The organism is Terrabacter sp. MAHUQ-38 (assembly GCF_014518425.1).
In the GTDB taxonomy this organism is placed as follows: Bacteria; Actinomycetota; Actinomycetes; order Actinomycetales; family Dermatophilaceae; genus Terrabacter.
In genome coordinates this window covers 106,906-128,978 of the sequence record NZ_JACVCU010000008.1, presented here as the reverse complement: position 1 = coordinate 128,978, position 22,073 = coordinate 106,906, and the positions used below count along the sequence as shown (strand labels likewise).

19 protein-coding genes and 1 pseudogene are annotated in these 22,073 nt (G+C 70.4%); 9 read left to right on the top strand and 11 right to left on the bottom strand.

From position 1 onward, the window contains the following. Window positions 1-263 (bottom strand): annotated as a pseudogene (locus tag H9I49_RS22585) (ABC transporter substrate-binding protein); the annotation flags it as partial. Window positions 264-515: 252 nt separating this feature from the next. Further along, window positions 516-1,226 (bottom strand): GntR family transcriptional regulator, encoded by a 711-nt coding sequence (locus H9I49_RS22580; protein WP_188032651.1) that lies wholly within the window; start codon window positions 1,224-1,226, stop codon window positions 516-518. Between the two features lie 190 nt (window positions 1,227-1,416). Between H9I49_RS22580 and H9I49_RS22575 the strand changes: the two genes are divergently transcribed. The 3 genes from H9I49_RS22575 to H9I49_RS22565 are packed head-to-tail and all read left to right on the top strand — an operon-like array spanning window position 1,417 to window position 4,913. Beyond that, window positions 1,417-2,091: a haloacid dehalogenase type II gene (locus H9I49_RS22575; RefSeq protein ID WP_188032650.1), complete on the top strand. Its 675-nt coding sequence runs from the start codon at window positions 1,417-1,419 to the stop codon at window positions 2,089-2,091. A 27-nt stretch (window positions 2,092-2,118) separates the two neighbouring features. Continuing rightward, window positions 2,119-3,396 carry an FAD-binding oxidoreductase gene (locus tag H9I49_RS22570; protein ID WP_188032649.1) on the top strand — a complete coding sequence of 426 codons (1,278 nt, stop codon included), beginning with the start codon at window positions 2,119-2,121 and terminating at the stop codon, window positions 3,394-3,396. A 14-nt stretch (window positions 3,397-3,410) separates the two neighbouring features. Next, a complete protein-coding gene (locus tag H9I49_RS22565; RefSeq protein WP_188032648.1) occupies window positions 3,411-4,913 on the top strand; it encodes an aldehyde dehydrogenase family protein in 1,503 nt (500 codons plus the stop codon). A 101-nt stretch (window positions 4,914-5,014) separates the two neighbouring features. Here the strand turns inward: H9I49_RS22565 and H9I49_RS22560 are convergent, their stop codons facing one another. From H9I49_RS22560 to H9I49_RS22545, 4 genes are all read right to left on the bottom strand, one after another. After that, on the bottom strand, window positions 5,015-5,713 hold the full coding sequence (locus tag H9I49_RS22560; RefSeq protein WP_188032647.1) for a GntR family transcriptional regulator: 699 nt from the start codon (window positions 5,711-5,713) through the stop codon (window positions 5,015-5,017). Window positions 5,714-5,841: 128 nt separating this feature from the next. Then, the gene (locus H9I49_RS22555; RefSeq protein WP_188032646.1) at window positions 5,842-7,095 is read right to left on the bottom strand and encodes an aspartate aminotransferase family protein; all 1,254 of its coding nucleotides are present in this window, start codon (window positions 7,093-7,095) and stop codon (window positions 5,842-5,844) included. Next, window positions 7,092-8,585 carry an NAD-dependent succinate-semialdehyde dehydrogenase gene (locus H9I49_RS22550; protein ID WP_188032645.1) on the bottom strand — a complete coding sequence of 498 codons (1,494 nt, stop codon included), beginning with the start codon at window positions 8,583-8,585 and terminating at the stop codon, window positions 7,092-7,094. Before H9I49_RS22550 ends, H9I49_RS22555 begins: the two co-directional genes overlap by 4 nt. Continuing rightward, on the bottom strand, window positions 8,582-11,524 hold the full coding sequence (locus H9I49_RS22545) for an FAD-binding and (Fe-S)-binding domain-containing protein (protein WP_188032644.1): 2,943 nt from the start codon (window positions 11,522-11,524) through the stop codon (window positions 8,582-8,584). Before H9I49_RS22545 ends, H9I49_RS22550 begins: the two co-directional genes overlap by 4 nt. A 190-nt stretch (window positions 11,525-11,714) precedes the next feature. On the opposite strand from H9I49_RS22545, the gene H9I49_RS22540 reads away from it, so the two are divergent. Continuing rightward, window positions 11,715-12,398, top strand: coding sequence for a GntR family transcriptional regulator (locus H9I49_RS22540; RefSeq protein ID WP_188032643.1), 684 nt, complete (start codon window positions 11,715-11,717; stop codon window positions 12,396-12,398). On the opposite strand, the gene H9I49_RS24645 is transcribed toward H9I49_RS22540, so the two are convergent. Beyond that, window positions 12,310-12,711, bottom strand: coding sequence for an alpha-L-rhamnosidase C-terminal domain-containing protein (locus H9I49_RS24645; protein WP_223129117.1), 402 nt, complete (start codon window positions 12,709-12,711; stop codon window positions 12,310-12,312). The genes H9I49_RS22540 and H9I49_RS24645 overlap by 89 nt on opposite strands. A 61-nt stretch (window positions 12,712-12,772) precedes the next feature. Here H9I49_RS24645 and H9I49_RS22530 point away from each other — a divergent pair, with 61 nt between their 5' ends. The 5 genes from H9I49_RS22530 (at window position 12,773) to H9I49_RS22510 (ending at window position 16,995) form a co-directional block, all read left to right on the top strand. Then, complete coding sequence (locus H9I49_RS22530; protein ID WP_188032641.1) at window positions 12,773-13,645, top strand: LacI family DNA-binding transcriptional regulator; 873 nt, start codon at window positions 12,773-12,775, stop codon at window positions 13,643-13,645. Continuing rightward, a complete protein-coding gene (locus H9I49_RS22525; protein ID WP_188032640.1) occupies window positions 13,642-14,385 on the top strand; it encodes a (Fe-S)-binding protein in 744 nt (247 codons plus the stop codon). Before H9I49_RS22530 ends, H9I49_RS22525 begins: the two co-directional genes overlap by 4 nt. Further along, on the top strand, window positions 14,382-15,887 hold the full coding sequence (locus tag H9I49_RS22520) for a lactate utilization protein B (RefSeq protein ID WP_370587704.1): 1,506 nt from the start codon (window positions 14,382-14,384) through the stop codon (window positions 15,885-15,887). The genes H9I49_RS22525 and H9I49_RS22520 overlap by 4 nt, the downstream gene beginning before the upstream one ends. Next, the gene (locus tag H9I49_RS22515) at window positions 15,884-16,516 is read left to right on the top strand and encodes an LUD domain-containing protein (RefSeq protein WP_188032639.1); all 633 of its coding nucleotides are present in this window, start codon (window positions 15,884-15,886) and stop codon (window positions 16,514-16,516) included. Before H9I49_RS22520 ends, H9I49_RS22515 begins: the two co-directional genes overlap by 4 nt. Before the next feature lie 173 nt (window positions 16,517-16,689). Then, complete coding sequence (locus tag H9I49_RS22510; RefSeq protein ID WP_188032638.1) at window positions 16,690-16,995, top strand: hypothetical protein; 306 nt, start codon at window positions 16,690-16,692, stop codon at window positions 16,993-16,995. A gap of 22 nt (window positions 16,996-17,017) precedes the next feature. Here H9I49_RS22510 and H9I49_RS22505 read toward each other — a convergent pair whose 3' ends face one another. From H9I49_RS22505 to H9I49_RS22495, 4 genes are all read right to left on the bottom strand, one after another. Further along, entirely contained in the window at window positions 17,018-17,773 is a 756-nt protein-coding gene (locus tag H9I49_RS22505; RefSeq protein WP_188032637.1) for a DeoR/GlpR family DNA-binding transcription regulator, read from the bottom strand. After that, window positions 17,770-20,124, bottom strand: a complete 2,355-nt coding sequence (locus H9I49_RS22500; RefSeq protein WP_188032636.1) for an alpha-L-arabinofuranosidase C-terminal domain-containing protein — start codon at window positions 20,122-20,124, stop codon at window positions 17,770-17,772. Before H9I49_RS22500 ends, H9I49_RS22505 begins: the two co-directional genes overlap by 4 nt. Before the next feature lie 125 nt (window positions 20,125-20,249). Beyond that, complete coding sequence (locus H9I49_RS24640; RefSeq protein WP_223129116.1) at window positions 20,250-20,513, bottom strand: DUF6171 family protein; 264 nt, start codon at window positions 20,511-20,513, stop codon at window positions 20,250-20,252. A gap of 10 nt (window positions 20,514-20,523) precedes the next feature. Further along, window positions 20,524-22,056, bottom strand: coding sequence for an alpha-N-arabinofuranosidase (locus tag H9I49_RS22495; protein WP_188032635.1), 1,533 nt, complete (start codon window positions 22,054-22,056; stop codon window positions 20,524-20,526). Window positions 22,057-22,073 lie beyond the last annotated feature (17 nt).

The window sequence follows — 22,073 nt, the reverse complement described above, 5'->3', positions numbered from 1 at the left end:
GTGTCCAGGAACGAGGTCGGCGGGTAGTGCAGATCCGCAGCCATCGTCAGGGTGCCCCGCGCCTTGATGTCCGCCGGCAGCAGCTTCACCGCAGCCGGGTCCGGCTGCACCTCAGGCAGCGAGCCGGTGGGCGCCGCGTCCGCCCCGGCCCCGGCGGTGGCGCCGCCGCTGGCGTCTGCACCTCCGACCCCTCCACACGCGCTGATCGTCATGACCAGCGCAGCCCCCGAGGCGACTGCGGCGAGTTTCGTTGCGACTCTCATGATCGTTCCCTTCAAGCTGTTGGACTGCGTTGGTACATGGAAGCATGTCTTCAGCCGATTGTCGACAATCTGCTACCAGAATTTTCTTTGGGAACCTTTCCATGCCGCCGAGCGCGGTGGCGACTGCCGCCCAAGAACAGCATGACGCCCGCACACCCCCTGGACCAGTGGCTGCTGGTCACTTTCAGGGGTGGCGGGCGTGCGTTGGTGGCAGTGGCGATCACGCCGGCTACAGGCGCAGCCGAGACGAGGTCAGGCCCGGGGAGCTGCGTTCCCGGCACCCCTGGCCGACGGGGCGTTGAGATGGCTTGCCGCCACACTGAGGTGGTCGTTGATGGCCTTCACGGTTGCGTCTCGATCGCCGCTGGCGACGGCGTTGACCAGCAGCTCGTGGTCATCGATCACCTCTTCACCCGAGGGCAGTGCGAGCTCGAGCCTGTTGATGCACGTCAGGGTCTGCGCGGACAGGATCGAGTAGGCGTCGACGAGACGCGAGTTGCCCGCTGCCGCCACCAAGGTCATGTGGAAGTCGAGGTCAGCCGCGGAGATCTGGCGGGGATCGCCGCGCTTCACGGCCGCACGCAGCTTGTCCAGCACCATCCGCATGGCATCTGCTGCCCGCGCTCGTGCGCCCGGCCCGCCCTCGACGATGCGAGCGGCCGCGTGGCTCTCGATGGCGCACCGGGCGTCGTAGATCTCCCAGATGTCGGAGGCGGAGAAGGTCACCACCGTGACGCCCTTGTTGCGGGCCGCCACCAGCAGCTTCTGCTGGACGAGCTGCTGAAGCGCCTCCCGCACGGGAGCGCGGGACACCCCGAGCTGCTCGGCGATCCGGGCTTCACCGAGCTGTTCGCCCGGCATCAGCGTGCCTTCGATGATCATCTGGCGAAGCTCGTCGCTGATGCGGTCGGAGGTCGACTTCCGCTCCAGCACCTTGAGGCTGCTCAGTCCCGACACCGTCACGATCGACTCCCCTCGGTCAGGGCCGGCGCCCTCGTGGGCAGGCGTCGGCCGCCTTCATCTTCATCACTCGTTGGTAACTTGTCAACAACGGGTTGCCGACGGTCGACAATCTGCAAACCGCGCGCTACGATTTTCCCAGCGAGTCCTCGGACACAGCCACCTTGACCAGTACTCACCGATAGGACCAACCATGGCAACCACGCTCGACCGCCCGAAGTACGTCTCGTTCGACTGCCTCGGCACGCTGATCTACTTCGAGATCACCAGCACGACCCGGCGCCTGCTCGGAGACCGCCTGACCGAACCGCAGGTGCAGGTCTTCCTCCGCCAGTTCAGCAAGTACCGCTACGACCAGGTCTGCGGTGAGTTCTACGCGTACGAGCAGGTCCTGCACGACGCCTACGCACGCACGTGCAAGAAGTGGAACCTCGAGGTCAACGAGGACGCCGGCAAGCAGCTGGCCGCCGCCGTCCTCAGCTGGGGCCCCCACGACGACGTGCCCGCGCCGCTGAAGAAGCTCGGCGACAACTTCCCGCTCGTGATCCTCTCCAACGCCGACACCAGCTACCTCGACGCCTTGGTGCCCAAGCTCGGAGCGGACTTCCACGCCGTGTACACCGCGGAGCAGGCGGGGTTCTACAAGCCGCGTTACGAGGCGTTCGAGTACATGCTCGACCAGCTCGGCGCGAACCCGCAGGAGGTCCTGCACGTCTCCTCGCACACGCGCTACGACCTCATGCCGGCGGACGACCTGGGCTTCACGAACAAGGTCTTCCTCGACCGGGGCTACGACCCCGAGAGCCCGGCGTACAACTACACGACCGTCACGTCACTCGACGAGCTCAACGAGCTCCTCGGGCTCTGACCGACTGACGACGACAAGGAGGCACAGGTGAAGCTCACCCCGTACTGGCTCGACACCGCGACGCCCTCCGGGGACTATCGTCGGACCCCGGTGCCCGAGCGCGTCGACATCGCCATCGTGGGCGCCGGCTTCACCGGCCTGTCCGCAGCCCTCGAGGCGGCCCAGCACGGCGCCAGCGTCGTCGTGCTCGACCAGCACACGGTGGGCTGGGGCGCCTCCGGCCGCAACGGCGGGATGGCCACGACCGGCCTCGCTGTCGGGCTCGGCAAGGCGATCAAACGCTACGGTCCGCAGCAGGCCCTCGAGATGTTCGCGGAGTACAACCGCGCCATCGACACCATCGAGGAGCTCGTGAAGGAGCACGACATCGACTGCGACTTCCAGCGCTCCGGCAAGCTGACGCTGGCCATGAACGCCAAGCAGGTCGGCCAGATGCGCAGGACCCAGCAGACCCTCGCGGAGCTTGCCGACTACTCGGTGACTGTCGTCGACAAGCAGGACATCCACAGCGAGATCGGCAGCGACTTCTACGCCGGCGGCATGGTGGATCCCCAAGGGGCAGGGGTGCACGTCGGCAAGTTCGCGCACGGCCTGGCCGGGGCCGCCGCGCGTGCCGGCGTCGCGCTGTGCGAGAACGCCCAGGTGACGCAGCTCGCCGCCCGTCCAGGCGGCGGCCACGCCGTGCACACGACCCGGGGCGTGGTCCGCGCCGACCAGGTCCTGATCGCCACGAGTGGCTACACCGGGTCGCTGACGCCCTGGCTCAGGCGCCGGACCATCCCGGTCGGAAGCTTCATCATCGTGACCGAGCCCCTTCCGCTCGAGACGGCGCAACGGATCCTGCCCCGCCATCGGCAGGCCTCCGACAACAAGATGCTCACGTACTACTTCCGCATCACGCCGGACAACCGGCTGCTCTTCGGAGGTCGGGCCCGGTTCGCCCTGTCGAGCCCCGACTCGGACCTCAAGAGCGCTGCGATCCTCAAGCAGGCGATGAGCACGGTCTTCCCCTACCTGTCCTCCGCTCGGATCGACTACACGTGGGGCGGCCTGGTGGACCTCACCATGGACCAGATGGTGCATGCCGGCCAGCGCAACGGCATCCACTACTCGCTCGGCTACAGCGGCCACGGTGTCCAGATGGCCACCTACATGGGCAAGCAGATGGCGCTGTCCATGGTGGGCAAACCGTCCCGGAACCTCTGGGAACAGCTGCCGTACCGAGCCGTTCCCGGGCACGTCGGGCCGCCGTGGTTCCTTCCGATCATCGGCGGATACGCCAAGGTCGTCGACCGATTCAGCTGACGAGGAGTCCAGTCATGCATGCATCAGACCAGTGGGTGCTCGCCCCGGAGCTGGCGGACGGCCAACCGCTCGTCATTGACCCTCTACCCGACCTGTCGGTGCCGGGGGGAGCGCTCGTCAACGGCAGCTGGCAGTGCCACGACCTCACCTTGCCGGTCACCGACCCGGACGACGGCCGCGTCATCGGCCACGTCGCGGACTCGACCGCCGCCGACGTCGCCGCCGCGGTGTCGGGCGTCCTGGAGTCGGTCTCCAACGACGACTGGCCGTTGTGGGCCCGCAGCGAGGCCCTCCACCAGGCAGCACGGCTGCTGCACGAGGAGACGACCCGGTTCGCGCACCTCATCGCGTCCGAGGGCGTCAAGACGATCGCCGAAGCGGAACGCGAGGTCGGCCGTTGCGTGGAGACGCTGCGTCTCTCCGCCGAGGCAGGCGTGTTCCTCAAGGGAGAGACGATCCCGTTCGCGGCAAGCAGGAACGGACGCAACCGGGTCGGTTGGTTCACCCGCGAGCCCGTCGGCGTGGTTGCCGCGCTCACGTCCTTCAACGACCCGCTCAACCTCGTGGCGCACAAGCTCGGTCCCGCCCTGATCGCGGGCAACGGTGTGGTCCTGAAGCCGTCGGACCACACCCCTCTCACCGCGTTGGCCCTCGTCGAGCTGCTGGTCACCGCCGGCGTGCCGTCGAGACGGGTCGCGGTGGTCTGCGGGCGCGCCCAGGCCGGGCACGCCCTGGTGACCGACGAGCGCATCGCTCTCGTGTCGTTCACCGGCGGGCCGAGGACTGCCGCGAAGATCGCCGCCTCCGCCGGTCCGCGGAAGCTGCTGATGGAGCTGGGCGGGAACAACCCGACGATCATCTGCGCGGATGCGGTGCTCTCCGACGCCGTTGACGCGGTCGTGGACGGCGCGTTCGGAGTGGCCGGGCAGAACTGCCTGTCGGTCCAGCGCGTCTACGTCCACGCCTCGGCCTACGACGAGTTCCTCCGCGCGGCTGTCGAGCGCACCAGCCGGCTGAAGGTCGGGAGCAAACGTGACCGCGACACCGACATCGGTCCCCTCGTCAGTGAGGTCGAGGCACAGCGCGTCGAGGAGTGGGTCGGGAAGGCCGTCGCGGACGGAGCGACGGTCCGCAGCGGCGGCGTACGGCGCGGCGCCTTCTACGAACCCACGATCCTCACGGATGTCACCGACGGCTCCCTCGTCCTCACCGACGAGGTCTTCGGCCCGGTGGTGACGATCATCCCGTTCGAGGACCTGGCCGACGCGGTCTCGGCGGCCAACAGCAGCGACTACGCCCTGCAGGCCGGTGTCTTCACGCAGTCGGTGGAGACGGCGTTCGCTGTCTCGGCCGAGCTGGTCGCCGGGGCCGTCATCGTCAACGGCACGAGCGACCTGCGAGTGGACTCCATGCCGTTCGGCGGGTTCAAGAGCTCCGGCATCGGCCGAGAGGGCGTGCAGTTCGCCGTCGAAGCCATGACCGAACCGAAGAACACGATCTTCAACCTGGTCTCCTGACGAGGTCAGGTTGCGCGGGTGCGCGGGTGCGTCGGGCGTACCCGCGCACCTCGACGCGGTGGAGTGACCGCTGGGGTCGCGAAGGCGTATGCCGTACGGCCCTACCCGCCGCCGGTTCCGGCGGAGTCCGCGACGCGGCGGGCGATGACGTCACGAACCAGCTCCCGGTTCTCCTCCAACAGCGCCGTCACCGCCGCGACAGCCCTCTTCGGGCTGCGCGAGGCGAAGGCCTCGACGAGATCCCGGTGCTCGGACCTCACGGGCCCGGTGTCCTCGTACTCACGCCGGTCCAGACTCAGCAGGACCAGGAAGTAGCGCAGCTCGACCATCAGGCCGGCATAGAACGTGTCGAGTCGGGAGCTGCCCAGCGTGGCCACGATCGCCTGGTGGATGGCCAGATCGGTCTCCACGATGGTGCGCGCATCTGCGGACTCCAGCGCCTGCTCGAACGTCGCGTGGGCCGCCTCGACCCCGGACAGGTCGGTGTTCTTCCGCAGGCTCGTCGCCGCCAGTCTCTCCAGGTAGAGGCGCGCCCTGAAGACCTCGACGATGTCCTCGTCGGTGGGATCCCACACCACCAGACCACGGTTGAAGCTGTACCGGACCAGTCCGGAGCCCTGGAGCAGACGCAGAGCCTCCCGCACGGTGTTGCGCGAGAGGCTGAGGGTGCGGGCGATGCCCGCCTCGCTGATGCGTTCGCCCGGGCGCATCGACCCGTCCAGGATCAGGTTGCCGAGCCCGTCGGCCACCTGTTCGGCCGTGCTGCGCCCGACCACCTCGATGTCTCCGATTCCCGACACGATCGGAATGTACTACAGCCGTACAGTTGAGATGCAGAACGCGCGAGCCGGGCACTGAGGTTGCAACCGTGAAGCTGCTGTGCAGGAGGACTGCCCGGGGCGAGTGGCCTTCGCCCCGGGCAGTCCGGTCACGCGTCGACGAGCTTGAGAGCCCTGCGCCAGGCCTCGACCCCCTCGTCGATCTGCTCGGGGGTGACGATCAGCGGCGGGATGAAGCGCACGACGTTGCCGCGGGTGCCGCACGTCAGGAGCAGCAGCCCCTCGTCGATCGCGGCCTGCTGCGCGCCGGTGGCCAGGTCCGGTCGCGGCGTGCCGTCGGGATCGACGAACTCGCATCCGACCATCAGGCCGCGACCGCGCACGTCGGCCACCGTCTTCGTGTCCTGCGCGATCTCACGCAGCGCTTCGATCAGCCGGGCACCCTGAGTGGCTGAGTTCTCGACGAGCCGGTCCCGCTCGACGACGTCGAGCGTGGCGAGGGCCGCCGCGCAGGACACGGCATTGCCGCCGTACGTGCCGCCCTGGGAGCCGGGCCACGCCTTGCTCATCAAGGCCTCGGGCGCGGCGATCGCCGACAGCGGGAACCCGCTCGCGAGCCCCTTGGCGGTGATGAGCACGTCGGGAGTGATGCCAGCCGGGTCGTGTCCCCAGAAGGTGCCGGTACGCCCGACGCCGGTCTGCACCTCGTCGAGGATGAGCGTGATCCCGTGCCGGTCGGCCCGTTCGCGCAGGCCCTGCAGGAAGCTGACCGGCGCGGGGAGGTAGCCGCCGTCGCCGAGGACCGGCTCGATGATGAACGCGGCGGTGTCCGCGACCGCGGACGTGGTTGCCAACAGGTAGTCGAGCTCACGCAGCGCGAACTCGACCGTCGTCTGCTCGTCCCACCCGTACCGGAAGGCATACGGGAACGGCGCGGTGAAGACGCCGGGCATCAGGGGCGCGAACCCGCTGCGGAACTTGGTGCCCGCCGTCGTCAGCGACGCGGCGGCCACGGTGCGGCCGTGGAACCCGCCCTGGAAGGTGATGATGTTGGGCCGGCCGGTCGCCATCCGCGCGAGCCGGATGGCAGCCTCCACGGCCTCGCTGCCGCTGTTGGCGTAGAACACGCTGTCCAGGCCTGCTGGCAGGAAGTCGCCGAGGCGCTCGGTCAGGTCGAGGATGGGGTTGTGTCGCACGGTCGTGTACTGGCCGTGGATGAGCTTGCCGACCTGCTCCTGGGCCGCACGGACGACGTCGGGGTGGCAGTGTCCGGTGCTCGTGACGCCGATGCCGGTGGTGAAGTCGAGCCAGCTGTGGCCGTCTGCGTCGTAGACGTAGCTGCCCAGCGCGTGGTCGACGAGGACGGGTGTGGCGGTCGTCAGCAGGGGTGACAGGGCGGTCATGCGAGGCCTCGCTCTCGGGTGGGGATGGCGATGTACTTGACGTCCAGGAACTCTTCGATGCCCAGGCGCCCGCCTTCGCGACCCAGCCCGGAGTGCTTGATCCCTCCGAACGGGGCCGAGGGCGTCGACACGAGACCGGTGTTGACCCCGACCATGCCGACCTCGAGTCGCTCACTGACGTTGAAGGCCAGGTCGAGGTCCTGGGTGATGAGGTATCCGACCAGCCCCCAGTCGGTGTCGTTGGCCGCCGCGATGACCTCGTCGAGATCGGTGAAGGTCTGGATGGCTGCGACGGGACCGAAGATCTCCGTCGTGAGCAGGTCCGACGCAGCGTCGATGCCGGTCAGGACGGTCGGCTCGACGAAGTAGCCCCGCCCCGGGACGCTGTTGCCGCCGGAGACGACCGAGGCGCCTTTCGCGACGGCGTCCTCGACCAGACGCAGCACCTTGTCCCGGCTGGCCGCATCGATGAGGGGCCCCACCTCGACGCCGTCGACCGTGCCGTCGCCGACCCGCAGGGCGCTCAGCCTCTGGCCCAGGCGACGCGCGAACTCGTCGCTGACGCTGGCGTGGACGAAGAAGCGGTTGGCCGCCGTGCAGGCCTCCCCCATGTTGCGCATCTTCGCCTGCACCGCAGCGTCCACGGCGACATCGAGGTCAGCGTCGGGCAGCACGATGAAGGGGGCGTTGCCGCCCAGCTCGAGGGAGGTCCGCACGACCTGCTTGGCGGCCTGCTCGAGCAGGATCTTGCCGACTGCCGTCGAGCCGGTGAACGACAGCTTGCGGATGATGCCCCCGGTCAGGACCGGCTCGATCACCTCGGCCGCGCGAGAGGTCGTGACGACGTTGAGGACGCCATCGGGGAGCCCTGCCTCCTGCAGGATGCGTGCGAGCGCAAGGCTCGACAGCGGGGTCTGCGGGGCGGGCTTGAGCACCATCGTGCAGCCGGCGGCGATGGCAGGGCCCATCTTGCGCGCTCCCATCGCCAGCGGGAAGTTCCACGGCGTGATGAGCAGGCAGGGCCCGACGGGCTGACGCAGCACCAAGGTGCGCGCCGTGCCGTCGGGTCGGTGCGAGAAGCCGCCGTCGACCCGGACGGCCTCCTCGGCGAACCAGCGGAAGAACTCGGCCGCGTAGGCCACCTCGCCGCGCGCCTCCGCGAGCGACTTGCCCATCTCCAGGGTCATGAGCAGGGCCAGGTCCTCCTGGCGGTCCATGAGCGACGCGTACGCCCGGTAGAGGATCTCGGAGCGGGCCCGGGCCGGCGTGGCAGCCCACGCGGCCTGCGCGTCGCGGGCCGCGGCCGCTGCGGCCGCCCCGTCCTCGACATCGGCGTCCGCGACCGTGGCCAGGACCTCCTCGGTGGCCGGGTTGAGGACGTCCATCGTGGCGCCGGAGGTCGCGGAGCGCCACGCGCCGCCGATGAACAGCTGCGTGGGCACGGTTTCCAGCAACTGGGCCACCGGCGTGAGGTTGAGCGTTGCGGTCATGGTGTGCACTCCTTCGGGCGGATCTTCGGGGTCGGGGTGAGGGCGTCGTTGAGCACTTCGGCCAGGTGCCTGGCTGGGGTACCTGGGCCAAGGGGGCCTGCGCTGTCGGGTGCATCGCTGGTGAGGTGGTTGATCTGGCACTGGCAGCTGAAGCCGTCGGCGATGGTGACGGCGTCGGCGGGCCGGCCGGCGAGCTTTCCGGCCAGGTCGTGCTGTGCGACGGCCATGGAGGTCTCGTAGTGCTCCGCCTCGAAGCCGAAGTTGCCGGCAAGGCCGCAGCAGCCCTCGGACTCGGTGACACCCATGCCAAGCCGGCGCAGGACTCGGGTGTTGCTCGCCGCACCGAAGACGGCGTGCTGGTGGCAGTGCGTCTGGGTCAACGCCTGGGGTGGGAGCTGTGGCGGGGTCCACCCGGCGTCGAGTCGGCTCTCGATGACCGAGCCGAACGTCGTGACGCGCGCCGCCACCCGGCGTGCGGCGTCGGAGTCCACGAGCTCGGGCAGGTCCTTCTTGAGAACGGCTGCGCAGCTCGGCTCGAGCACGACGATCGGGACGTTCCCGGTCGCGTCCAACGCGCCGGCTGCTCGGGTGAGGATCCGACGTGCCGCGTCCAGCTGCCCGGTGGTGATCCACGTCAGGGCGCAGCACACCTGGGGTGCGCCGGCGACGGACAGGCCCGTCGACCTCAGCACGTGCTCGGCCGCACGGACCAGGTCGGGACGGAACCCGCGAGTGAAGGTGTCGGTGAACAGCAGCAGGTCGGGATTCTCGTCCTGGGCGCGCAGCGCAGCCTCGCGGCGCGGCGCGAACCGGGGCAGCGTGCGCTGGGTGGTCACTCCCCCCATCCGGCTGGCCAGGTGCCGCAGCGGCCTGATGGCCAGGGCTGCGTTGACCAGTGCGGGCGCTCGACCGGCCATCGAGATCCAGCGCGGCAGCCATCCGAGCGAGTAGTGCGACCTCGGTCGCAGGCGGCGGCGGTAGCGCTGGTGGAGGACCTCGGACTTGTACGTCGCCATGTCGACGCCGACGGGGCAGTCCGACGAGCAGGCCTTGCACGACAGGCACAGGTCGAGCGCCTGGTGCACCTGGTCGGATCGCCACCCGTCGCCCAGCAGCGAACCGGTCGTCAGCTCCTGCAGCACCCGGGCGCGCCCGCGGGTGGAGTCCTGCTCCTGCCGCGTGGCCCGGTACGAAGGGCACATGAAGCCGCCGTGGTCGCTGCGGCATCGGCCGACACCCACGCAGCGTTGCGCGGCCGCCGTGAAGTCCCTGTCGTGGGGGTACGCGAAGCCCGTCGGGCTCAGGGCGGCCGAGGTGTTCCGGACGCTCAGTGGCAGCAGGTCGCGCGCCAGCGGTGCCGCCTCGACGATCACGCCAGGGTTGAGGACCCCTTCGGGGTCGAACACGTGCCTGAAGCGGGCGAACAGGGCGAGCATCTGCGGCGAGTACATGGCCGCGAGCAGCTCGCTGCGGGCGCGACCGTCGCCGTGCTCTCCGGAGATGGAGCCGCCGTGGTGGGCGACGAGCCGGGCGGCGGCGCGCACGAACGTCGCCATGGCGGACGTGCCGTCGTCCGTGGCGAGGTCGAAGTTGATACGCACGTGCACGCACCCGGCGCCGAAGTGTCCGTAGAGGACGCCGGACAGGTCGTGCTCGGCCAGCAGGGCCCGGAAGTCGCGGAGGTAGCCGGCCAGATCGGCCGGGTCGACCGCTGCGTCCTCCCAGCCGGCCCACGTCTGCGTCGTGGCGTCAGGGCGAGTCGAGAGGCCGGCGCCGTCCTCTCGGACCCGCCACAGGGCCGCCCGGTCGGGCAGGTCGGTGACGACGAGCCCGTCGGTGAGCCGGCCGTTCTCGCGGAGAGTGCTCAGGAGCCGCTCCGCCGTCGCAACCAGCTCCTCGTCGGTCGCGGCATCGAGCTCGACGTACAACCAGGCCCTGCCGGCCGGCAGGGACGCGACGGATTCCGGGCCCCGCCGGGCGATCATGGTGGCCACGATCGCCTCGTCGATGCCTTCGACCGCGGTCGGTGCAAAGGGCAGGATCGCCGGGACGTCGGCGGCGGCGTCGACGATGTCGTCGTAGCCGAGCACGAGCAGAGTGGTTCGGGTGGGGCGCTCGACGAGGGTGAGCGTCGCGGCGACCGTCAGCGCACACGTCCCTTCGCTACCGGCCAGCGCCCGGGCCACGTGGAAGCCCCGCTCGGGGAGCAGCTCGTCGAGGTGGTAGCCGGAGACCTGCCGTTGGATGCGGCCGAGCTCGGTGCGGATCTCGGCCAGGTTGGCCTGCACCAGGCCGGTCAGCTGGGTCGTGAGCTGGGCCGCGTGCTCGATGGCGTGGGCGTCCGCGGGTGCGTCGGGCTGGTCCACGGCCGTGACCGTTCCGGCGCCGGCGCGAAGCAGGCAGCCGTCCGGCAGGACGATGTCGAGCGACTCGACGTGTGCCGACGTGCGGCCCCATCGGACGGAGTGGTTCCCGCAGGCGTCGTTGCCGACCATGCCGCCGATGGTGGCGCGCGAGCGCGACGACGGGTCGGGTGCGAACATCAGTCCGTGGGCTCCGGTCGCGGCGTTGAGCCGGTCGAGGACGACTCCCGCCTGCACGGTTGCACGCCGAGCGGCCGGGTCGATGTCGAGGATCTCGTCGAGGTGGCGTGAGAGGTCGACGACGACGCCGGGCCCGATGGCGTTGCCTGCCATGCTCGTGCCAGCTCCACGGGTGGTGACCGGCACACCGAGGCCGGCGCAGGCCCGGACCAGCTCCTGGACCTGCTTGACGGTTCGCGGAAACGCGACCGCAACCGGGGGAACGCGATAGTTCGAGGCGTCGTACGCGTACATGGCGCGGGCGCCTGTCGAGGCGTCCAGGTCGAGGTCGGGGCAGGCCTCCCTGAGGCGTGCGACGGTGCCGGCGTCCGCGGGCGCTGTGCGGGTTCCCACCATGTCAGCCCCGGCCGCCGCGGACGACGGTGCCAGCAACCGTCGTCGGCAGTGGGCCTCGCGCGTGGCACGCCGCTGAGTAGGTCATTCGCAAACTGTAGAACAGTTGAACTGCACGGCGCAAGGCTTCTGAGCAACTGTAGAACAGTGCTACTGCACCACAAAAGCCTGTCATTGCGCGTACGATCGGTGCATGGCCCTTGACTTCGCCGTTCGCCGGACCACAGCCGCGCAACAGGTGGCCGACGGCCTTTCCGAGCTCATCCTGTCGGGCCACTTCGGTCCCGGAACCCGACTGCGCGAGAGCGCCATCGCGACAGACCTCGGTGTGTCGCGGAACACGGTGCGCGAGGCGGTTCGCATCCTCGAGCTCGGCGGACTCGTCCACCACCGAGTGAACAAGGGCGCCGTCGTCATCGCGCCGACGCCCGACGCGGTGCGAGCCCTCTACGACGCGCGCGGCGAGCTGGAGGTTGCCGCCGTCCGGCAGCGCCGAGATGCGTCCGAGCTCGGCCCGCTCCGCGCCGCCTTCGAGCGGTTGCGCACCGCCGCCGGCACGCAGGCCGTCCGCGACATCGTCACGGCGGACCTGGACTTCCACGCCGCGATCGTGGCCCTCCTCGCGAGCAGCCGCATCGACAGCTTCTACGCCGACCTCACCACCGAGCTGCGCTTCTACCTGTCGGTCCTGTCCCTGGAGGACCGCGAGCACCACAAGCCGGAGTCCATCGTCGCCGAGCACGCGGCCATCCTCGAGGCGATCGAGTCGGGCAGCCCGCAGAGCGCGGTCAGGCAGGTGCGCGAGCATGTCGACCGGAACGCTCGCCGAGTCTGCGAGATCGTGGCGGCGCGGGAGTCGACGCATCGGCGACGGTGAGGGTGCGCACCTGAGCGGGTCGTCCTCGCGCCTCGACCAGTTCGCGGATCCGTCGCCCGTCTCCACCACCCAACGTCCCAGTCGGACCGACCAGAAGGCGAACGCCGGCTTGCCGGGTCACAGCCATTCCCTTCGCCTGCTGAAAGTCGTGCCGGCCCGCGCCGACCTCCTCGTCCTGCCCGCCGGGCAGCCGCACGACCGCGGTGACCCCAGCCGGGACGTCCAGGTGCAGGGTCATCGTCTCGTCGTCGACGGTCCAGTGCGTCACGATGAGGCAATGCCTCGTCTCGAGGGACGCCTTGCCCCCCGTCATGACCGCCAACGGCGCTGACCGGGCCCGGACGCGATACGTTTCTGCGACGAGGGGAGGACCCATGGCCACGGTGAGCATCAAGGACGTCGCAGCACGCGCCGGGGTGTCCCTCGGGACCGTGTCCAACGTCCTCAACCGGCCGGCCGCGGTTCGCGCTGCGACTCGAGCCGGGGTCGAGGCGGCGATCGCCGAGCTCCGCTTCGTGCCCAACGCGTCGGCAAGACAGCTGGCGGCCGGGCGCTCCCGCACGATCGCGTACGTCGTGCTCGACGCGACGGACCCGTTCTTCACCGACGTCGCGCGCGGCATCGAGGAGGTCGCAAGGCCCGAGGGCCTGGCCCTCTTCATCTGCAACAGCGACCAGGACGCCGACCGCGAGGACCAGTACCTCGCGCAGCTCACGCAGCTGTGGGCCCGCGACGTCCTCATCACGGCGATGGACTACGCCAACCCCCGCCTGCAGCGGCTGCGCGACGCCGGGGTGCCTGTGGTCCTCGTGGACGGGGCACCTGACGACAGCGACGGCTGGTGCACCGTCGGCGTCGACGACCTCGCCGGTGGCGAGCTCGCCAAGGGTCGCCGGGCCGGCGAGCGACCACTTGGCCTCTCGCGCCGCGCCAGGCCGACGGGCGTCTTCTGCGCCAACGACCTCCTGGCCCTGGGGCTGCTCCAGCACCTCACCCAGCACGAGGTGAGGGTCCCCGACGACGTCGCCATAGTCGGTTACGACGACATCGAGTTCGCCTCCGCGGCAGCGGTCCCGCTGACGTCGGTCTCACAACCGCGGCACCTGCTCGGCCAGACCGCCGCCCGGCTCCTCGCCGACGAGGCGGACCGCAGCTCCGCGCACGAGCACCAGCACGTGGTGTTCCCACCCGAGCTCGTCGCCCGCGCGTCGACGGCCGCGCCAGTCACCCATCGGAGGCGGGCATGAAGGTCGCGCTCTTCATCACCTGCCTCGGCGACGTCCTCTTCCCCGAGGTCGGCAAGGCGACGGTGGCCGTGCTCGAGCGACTCGGACACGAGGTCGTCTTCCCCCGGGACCAGACGTGCTGCGGCCAGATGCACACCAACACCGGATACCAGCACGACGCAGCCGGGCTCGTGCGCCACCACGTCGAGGTTTTCGAGCGCGTTCTCGCCGACGGCTGCGAGGCCGTCGTCGCGCCCTCCGGGTCGTGCGTCGGCTCGGTCCGCCACCAGCACGCCGCACTCGCGCGGCGTGAGGGCGACGAAGCGCTGGCCGTGCGGGCCGAGGCCGTGGCCGCACGCACCTTCGAGCTCTCTGAGCTGCTGGTGGACGTGCTCGGCGTGACCGACGTCGGTGCCGCGTACCCGCACCGGGTCACCTACCATCCGACGTGCCACTCGCTGCGGCTGCTCGGGGTTGGCGATCGCCCGCTCCGGCTGCTGCGCGCCGTTCGGGGGATCGATCTCGTCGAGCTGCCGGCCGCGGACTCGTGCTGTGGCTTCGGCGGCACGTTCTCCATCAAGAACGCCGACACGTCGACCGCGATGCTCGCCGACAAGATGTCGAGCGTACTGGCCACCCGCGCCGAGGTCGTCACCGCGGGTGACGCGTCATGCCTCATGCACATCGGGGGTGGGCTCTCCCGGCTCAGGACCGGGGTCCGGCCCGTGCACCTCGCCGAGATCCTGGCGAGCACGACGTGAGCACCTTTCTCGGTATGCCGGGGGTGCCGGTCCGCGGCCCGGCAGCCGACACAGCGGTGGGCCATCTCACCGGCGACCGGCCGTTTCCGGCCGCGGCCCGCGACTCCCTGGCCGACACGCAGCTGCGGCGCAACCTCGCCCACGCCACCTCGACGATCCGGGCCAAGCGCGCCGCTGTCGTCACCGAGGTCCCCGACTGGGAGGCGCTGCGCGACGCGGGGTCGGCGATCAAGGCCGACACGATGGCTCGGCTGCCCGAGCTGCTCGAGCAGCTCGAGGCGAACGTCGTCGCCCGCGGCGGGACGGTCCACTGGGCTCGTGACGCCGCGGAGGCCAACCGGATCGTCACCGACCTGGTCCGGGCCACGGGAGCCGACGAGGTCGTCAAGGTCAAGTCGATGGCGACGCAGGAGATCGGGCTCAACGAAGCCCTCGAGGCCGTAGGTGTCACCGCGCACGAGACGGACCTGGCGGAGCTCATCGTCCAGCTCGGCCATGACAGGCCGTCCCACATCCTCGTGCCCGCCATCCACCGCGGCCGCGCCGAGATCCGCGAGATCTTCGCCCTGGAGATGCCCGGGGTCGACCCGAGCCTGACCGACGAGCCCGCGGTCCTGGCTGCCGCCGCACGCACGCACCTGCGCCAGGTGTTCCTCCGCGCGCGAGTTGCGGTGTCCGGCGCCAACTTCGGGGTCGCCGAGACCGGCACCCTGACCGTGGTCGAGTCCGAGGGAAACGGACGGATGTGCCTCACCCTGCCCGAGACCCTGATCACGGTGATGGGCATCGAGAAGGTCGTACCGTCCTGGCGCGACCTCGAGGTCTTCCTCCAGCTGCTGCCGCGATCCTCCACGGGCGAGCGGATGAACCCCTACACGTCCACCTGGACCGGCGTGACCCCGGGCGACGGGCCCCAGGAGTTCCACCTCGTCCTGCTCGACAACGGCCGCACCAGGGCCCTGGCCGACGACCTCGGCCGCACCGCCCTGCACTGCATCCGCTGCTCGGCCTGCCTCAACGTGTGCCCTGTCTACGAGCGCACGGGAGGCCACGCCTACGGCTCCACCTATCCCGGACCCATCGGCGCCATCCTCACCCCGCTGCTGACCGGGTTGACCGGCGGCGACGACCCCAACGACTCACTGCCGTACGCCTCGACCCTGTGCGGCGCCTGCTACGACGTGTGCCCGGTGAAGATCAACATCCCGGAGATCCTCGTGCAGCTGCGGGCCGAGCACACTGAGGCCCACGCCGACAGGCACCGGCTACCCACCGCCGAGGCGGCAGCGATGAAGGCTGTCGCCTGGTCCATGGCCGACCCCGCCCGCTTCGCCCGGGCGGGACGTGCGGCAGCACTGGCACGACACGGCATACGACGAGGAAAGCCCCTCCTGCCCCTCCCCCCGCCGCTCAACGGGTGGACCGCCTCGCGCGACGCACCCAGGCCGTCGGCCGAGTCCTTCCGCGACTGGTGGGCCCGCACGAGAGGACCCTCCTCGTGACGGCCCGCGAGGAGATCCTGTCGCGCATCCGCGGCGCCCTGGGCGACACACCGTCCAGGCCGGACGTCCCGCGCACCCATCGCCAGCAGGGCGTACATCGCCCGGGCACCCCCGAGCTCGTCAGGCAGCTCATCGACCGGCTCGAGGACTACCGGGCCACGGTTGTCAGGGTTGCCGCCGAGGACGACGACGCCATCGGTCAGGCCATCGCTGACGCCCTGACCGTCCGCGGCATCGGCCAGGTCGTGGCACCGCCCGGGGTCCCCCGGGCGTGGACCGGCCGCCTGGCCGACGTGGTCGTGGACGAGGCCTCGATCGACGCGCGCACGCTCGATCGCATACCCGCGGTGGTGACCGGATCAGTGGTCGCGATCGCGGAGACCGGGACCATCGTCCTCGACGGGGCAACCGTCTGCGGTCGGCGAGCGATCACGCTGGTTCCCGACACGCACGTCTGCGTGGTCCGCGCGATGCACGTGGTCCAGACCGTCCCCGAAGGTCTCCAGCGGGTCGACCCCCGGCGCGCTCTGACGTTCGTCAGCGGGCCCTCGGCGACCAGCGACATCGAGCTGGACCGGGTCGAAGGTGTTCACGGTCCCCGCACCCTGATCGTCGTGGTCGCGGGTTAGCGTCGCCCCCCCACGCGCCGCCCCATTTGCGCCTTGTGCCCTTCTTGCGGAGTTCTTGGCTCTCTGCGGGCAGGTGTCTAGCAGTGAGCCCGGCACAGTTCTCGACAAGGAAGCCCGACAAGAGGATTCCAGTGACGGGGCCCCGGCCCCAAGCACCGAGGAATGGAGCTGAGATGAACGCGGTGATCTCTTCCGAAGCCACTTCGCTGGCCACCCTGTGGCCCCTCGCGGTCCTCGCGATGCTCGTCGGCTCCCTCAGCGGCGTCGCCTTCCACCGTGCCGACCGGCCGTCGCGCCGCGCTGCTGAGCCGGCGTGGGCGGGGACCGGCCCGGCCGTGGGCTGTGGCTCCGTCGGGCACCACTACGTCAGGCGGGAGACCGGGTGGTGCTGCCCTCGCTGCGGTGACGAGATCCGCGACCAGATCTACCTGCCGCTGACCGATGACGTCCGGCTGAGCGGTGTGGCTCCGGCCCGCTGACCCCCGGCGTTCATCGTCGCGGTCACGGCCGGGGGTGCCGTTGACGACTCTCGTCCTCGCCCCGCACCCGGTCGGTCACCACGACGTCGACCGCGGCCAGCGGCAACGAGGGGAAGAGCTCCACGCGCCCCCAGGCCGGAGCCGGCGCGACGACGCTGACCGTCTCGCTCACGCGGGCGAACGCCTTCAGCGCCTCACCGTCCATGACGTCACGCGAGGTGAGACCGGCGACGCGATCGACGGCGGAGACTCCGACGAGCAGGTGATCGACCCGCAGCTGCTCCAGCTGCGCGACGGTGATCGGCCCGCCGACTCCGTCGGTCGTCGTCCGCAGGCCGCCGAGCATGACCAGCTCCAGGCCCGGGGGGCGTGACCGGTGCAGGATGTCGGCTGCCGCGACCGACGTGGTGACCACGGTCAGGCGTGCGACCAGGGCGAGAGCCCGGGCCATCTCGACGGCTCCCGGCCCGGTCCCCAGCCCGACCCGGTCACCGGACCGAACGCCGCTGACCGCCTCTCTTGCCAGGGCACTCAACCTCCGCCCCGTCCCCTCGACCTCGTCAGGCGGAAGCCCCTTGGGCTGGTGATAGCGACCGAAGACGCCACCTCGGACGCGGACGAGACTCCCGTGCCGCACGAGCGCGGCGACGTCGCGACGGACGGTGCTCTCCGAGACGCCGAGCAGGGTTGCCAGCCCGGAGTGGTCACATCCCGCGGCGCCGGCATCGTGGACGATCTCGACGAGGCGGGAGTGACGCGTCGCCATGAGCAGGCTCACCCGCGGGGAGCCTCACGACGGACGACGAGGACGGCGAAGGACCATGGTGGGAGGGTCAGCTCGACGCCACCGTTTCCCGTCAGGTCGCAGGCGGCTGATGTCATCGGAGACGCCTCGAACGGTCCGCCGTCATCGGGCCCGGTCCCCGCGAGCACCGTGGCGCTCGCCGTGACGTCCGCCGTGACGCTCGCCGCGGCGTCCGCGGCGTCCGCGGCCTCCGCGGCCTCCGCCGGGAGCTCGACGCGCGTCTCCCGGGCGGTGGCCGTCGCGTTGACCAGTCGCACCACGTACTCGACGACGCCGTCGGCCGCGACCCGGGATGCCGCGCCGGCGACGACCCGGCGCTCGGGGCGCTCGTCGTGCGTGACGTCGTGACGCAGCCGGCCGTCCACCCACACGCGCGTCCGGGGCCAGTCGACCTCCAGCGTCACCTCGACCGGGACGCCCGTCATGACGCCCGCCCACGGCTCGGGAGAGCCGGCGTTGTCGTGCTGACCGTCGCCGTGATGCACGAGCAGGGTCGACTTGTTCTGCCACGCGCCGACATGCAGGGCCAGGTACGCCCCCGGCTCCCTCGCGCCCAGCTCGACGACGAACCCGTCGGTCCCGGAGACGCGTTCGGCGGTGAACGTCACGGTGGCGCGCGTGGCGCCGACCGCGGCGAGCTCGACGGGATCCTCGCCGGTCGTCGTCAGCTCGGGGAGCGGCACGCCGTCGACCTCGATGCCGCGGAAGCTCACGGTCGCGGTGGGCGCGCTCACCCGGACGGTGCCCGCGTCGAGCGCGGGCACCGGCACGGGGTCCGCACCCTCGACGTCGATGTCGTGGACCTCGACCCCGCGCTCGGTCCCGAACAGACGTTGCACGTCGTAGGACGCCGAGGGCAGCACCCTGTCGGCGTCGAAGTAGATGAGGTCGGGCACCCACTGGCTGTGACCGTTGCGGGCGAGCAGTGGCGCGTAGGAGGCGAGCCGCACCACGTCCGAGTCGCATTCCATGCCGATCATGAGTGCCGCCTCGGCAAGGGCGGAACGGACCTGTCGACCGTGCGCGGCGTACTCCCCGACGTAGACGCCGGGGCCGGAACGCGGGTAGCCGGCATACCGGTCGGTGTTCTGGTGGAACCATCGCGGCGAGCAGTAGAAGTGCTCGTCGACGAGGGCGATGTCCCGCTCCCTGGCAAAGCGCCACCCGGCGTCGAAGTCCGACCCGGAGGGGGAGGGCCCGACGGTCCCGATGACGGTGAGGTCCGGGTGGGCGGCCCGCACGGCCTCCTCTATCCGCGCGTAGCGGTCGCGGAAGTCGTCGGTGATCTGGTCCTCGTTCCCGAGACCCAGGTAGCGCAGGCGGTACGGCTCGGGGTGCCCCAGCTGGGCGCGGATCGCTCCCCATGCCGAGTCGACGGGACCGTTGGCGAACTCGACGAGGTCGAGCACGTCCTGGATGTAGGCCGGCATCTCCTCGTCCGGGATGGGGCGCGGCCCCCCGGGTGTGTTCTGACAGCACACGCCGGCGGCCACGACGGGCAACGGCGTCGCCCCGAGCTGCTCGCAGAGGGCGAAGTACTCGACGTAGCCGATCGACATCGACTGGTGGTAGCCCCACGGGTTGAACGTATGCCGCCGGGTGTGCCGTGGCCCGACGGTGTCCTTCCAGTGGTAGACGTTCTCCAGCCCGGTGCCGTGCGCGAGGCAGCCGCCCGGGAACCTGACGAAGGAGGGCCGTAGGTCTGCAAGCGCAGCAAGCAGATCCGGGCGAAACGTCAGCGCTTCCCCGTCGGTCCCGACCGGCCGCAGCGAGACCGCGTCGAGGTCCATGGCGAGGTCCTCGGGCAGCTCGACGTGCAGGATGCCTCGCCCGTCCGCCCGACCCGGCAGGTCTGCGGAGTACCACGCCCACGCGGCGCCGGCGACAGCCACGGTGGCCTCGGCGAGGACACCCGACCGGTCGCGGATCACGACCCGAACGGACCCGGCGCCATGCACGACGCGTGCGGCGAAGCCGACCCGGTGGCTCGCGCCCGCTCTGACCCGGACGCCGTCCCAGCCCTCGTTCCGCAGGGTGACCGGGCCGAGCAGCCGCACGTAGGTGGCGTTGTTCGGATGGACCGGGTCCTGGGTGCGCGCCCAGAGCCGGGTCCGCCCGTCAGGGAGGACGACCTGCCAGCCCGTCAGCGGACCCCATCCGTGCTGGTCCAGGCGGGAGAACTCGAAGTCACCGTTGCGCACCTGTTCGGCGTTGAGACCGCCGTCGAGGGCGTCGTTCAGGTCCTCGAGGAAGATCCCCCACAGGTCCGGCGAGATGGTGATGCCGGCAGGCGACCCGATGCGTGCGACGAGCTTCTGTGTCATGGGTACCTCAGTCGGGTGAGTGGATGGTGGTGCGGTGGAAGGAGTGACAGCGGGGCGGGGCGTGGTGAGCACGGTCCACCGGACGGGAGCGAATCCCCAAAGCGCAGAGTGCTGCTGGCGTCCGGCTACCAGCTGCCCCGAGGACACTTCTTGTCTTGGAGCGAGGCCCGGAACTCCACGTAGCACCCGCACCGGCGGCAGGTGTGGGCCAGCAGGTCCGGACAACGACGACACAGGTCCAGGCGCCTGTCCCTGACCTCTTCAGAGGCCAGGTCGGTCTCCCAGGAGAGCTGCTCTCGCACGGCCGCCCGGACGGCCTCGGGACTCCGGTCCTCGGCGGACGGGCACCGGCGACAGGGTCGGTTTCCCCCCGCCGCACCGGACGTCATGACGGTCGCCTCATCCGACGAGCGTGCCGCGAACGGTGACGAACGAATGGGGAGGAACCTGCAGGCGAACCACGCCGTCGGCCGTCGAGACGACCTCGAGGTCAGCGGGTGCGACGGCGTGGGGGTTGCCTGCGTCGTTCCACGTGTCCACCTTCTCGGCGGTGAGCACCTGGGCCGTCATGTTGTCGAGGCATCCACCGCGGAGGTCGACCGACAGCGTCACCGGGTGCTCGAGGTCGAGGTTGGAGGCGGACATCAGCACCTTGCCGTCCTTGCGGCTCGCCGAGACCGAGAACGTCGGGAGGTCCTCGCCGTCGACGCGGCGCACGGCAGCGGGCGCGTCGAGGTGCGTCGGAAGGTACTGCGCGTCCTGGTGGTCGGCGTTCATGGCGAACACGTGGTAGGTCGGTGTGAGCAGCAGTGCGTTCGTGTCGGGGTCCGTGTGAATCATGGCCTGCAGCACGTTGACGGTCTGCGCGATGTTCGCCATCACCAGCCGGTCGGCAAGCGCATGGAAGGCGTCGAAGTGCATGCCCGCGACGAGGGCGTCGCGCAGCGTGTTCTGCTGGAAGAGGAACCCCGGGTTGGTACCCGGTTCGACGTCCCACCAGGTGCCCCACTCGTCGAGGACCAGGCCGACCAGCTTGTCCGGGTCGTAACAGTCCATGACCCTGGCGTGTCGCCGGAGGGCGGTCTCGGTGCCCTTCGCGGCGGCCATCGTCGTCCAGTAGTCGTCCTCGCTGAACCCGGTGGCAGATCCCTTGTTCTCCCACGGGCCGGGCACGGTGTAGCGGTGCACGGAGACCGCCTGGAAGGGCGATGCCGAGCGTACGGGCTCCGTCATCGAGCCGAGCTGCTCCATCAGCACGCGCGTCCACGACACGTCGTCGGCGTCGGCTCCTGCGGCGATGCGGTAGACCGTGTTGTCGTTGTGCTCCCGCACGTACGTCGCGTACTGGCGCGCCAGGTCGGCGTAGGCCTCGGCGCGCATGTTTCCACCGCACCCCCACGCCTCGTTGCCGAGGCCCCAGAACGGCACCCGCCACGGTTCCTCCCGTCCGTTGGCAGCCCGCAGCGCCGCCATGGGCGAGTCGTCCGCACGCGTGAGGTACTCGATCCAGTCGGACATCTCGCGGACCGTGCCGCTGCCGACGTTGCCGCTGATGTAGGGGTCTGCCCCCAGCAGCTCACACAGCGCCATGAACTCGTGCGTGCCGAAGCTGTTGTCCTCGACGACGTCGCCCCAGTGCGAGTTCACCATCCGCGGCCGCTGCTCGCGCGGGCCGATGCCGTCACGCCAGTGGTACTCGTCCGCGAAGCAGCCGCCGGGCCAGCGGAGGTTGGGGATCCGGATCGCGCGCAGCGCGTCGACGACGTCACTGCGGATGCCGCCGATGTTGGGGATCTCGGAGTCCTCCCCGACCCAGAACCCGCCGTAGATGCAGCGTCCGAGGTGTTCGGCGAAGTGGCCGTAGAGGTGTCGGCTGATGGTGTGTCCGGTGACGTCGAGGTTGACGATCACGCGGGCAGTGGTGTTGGGCATGGCTGTCTCCATGGAAG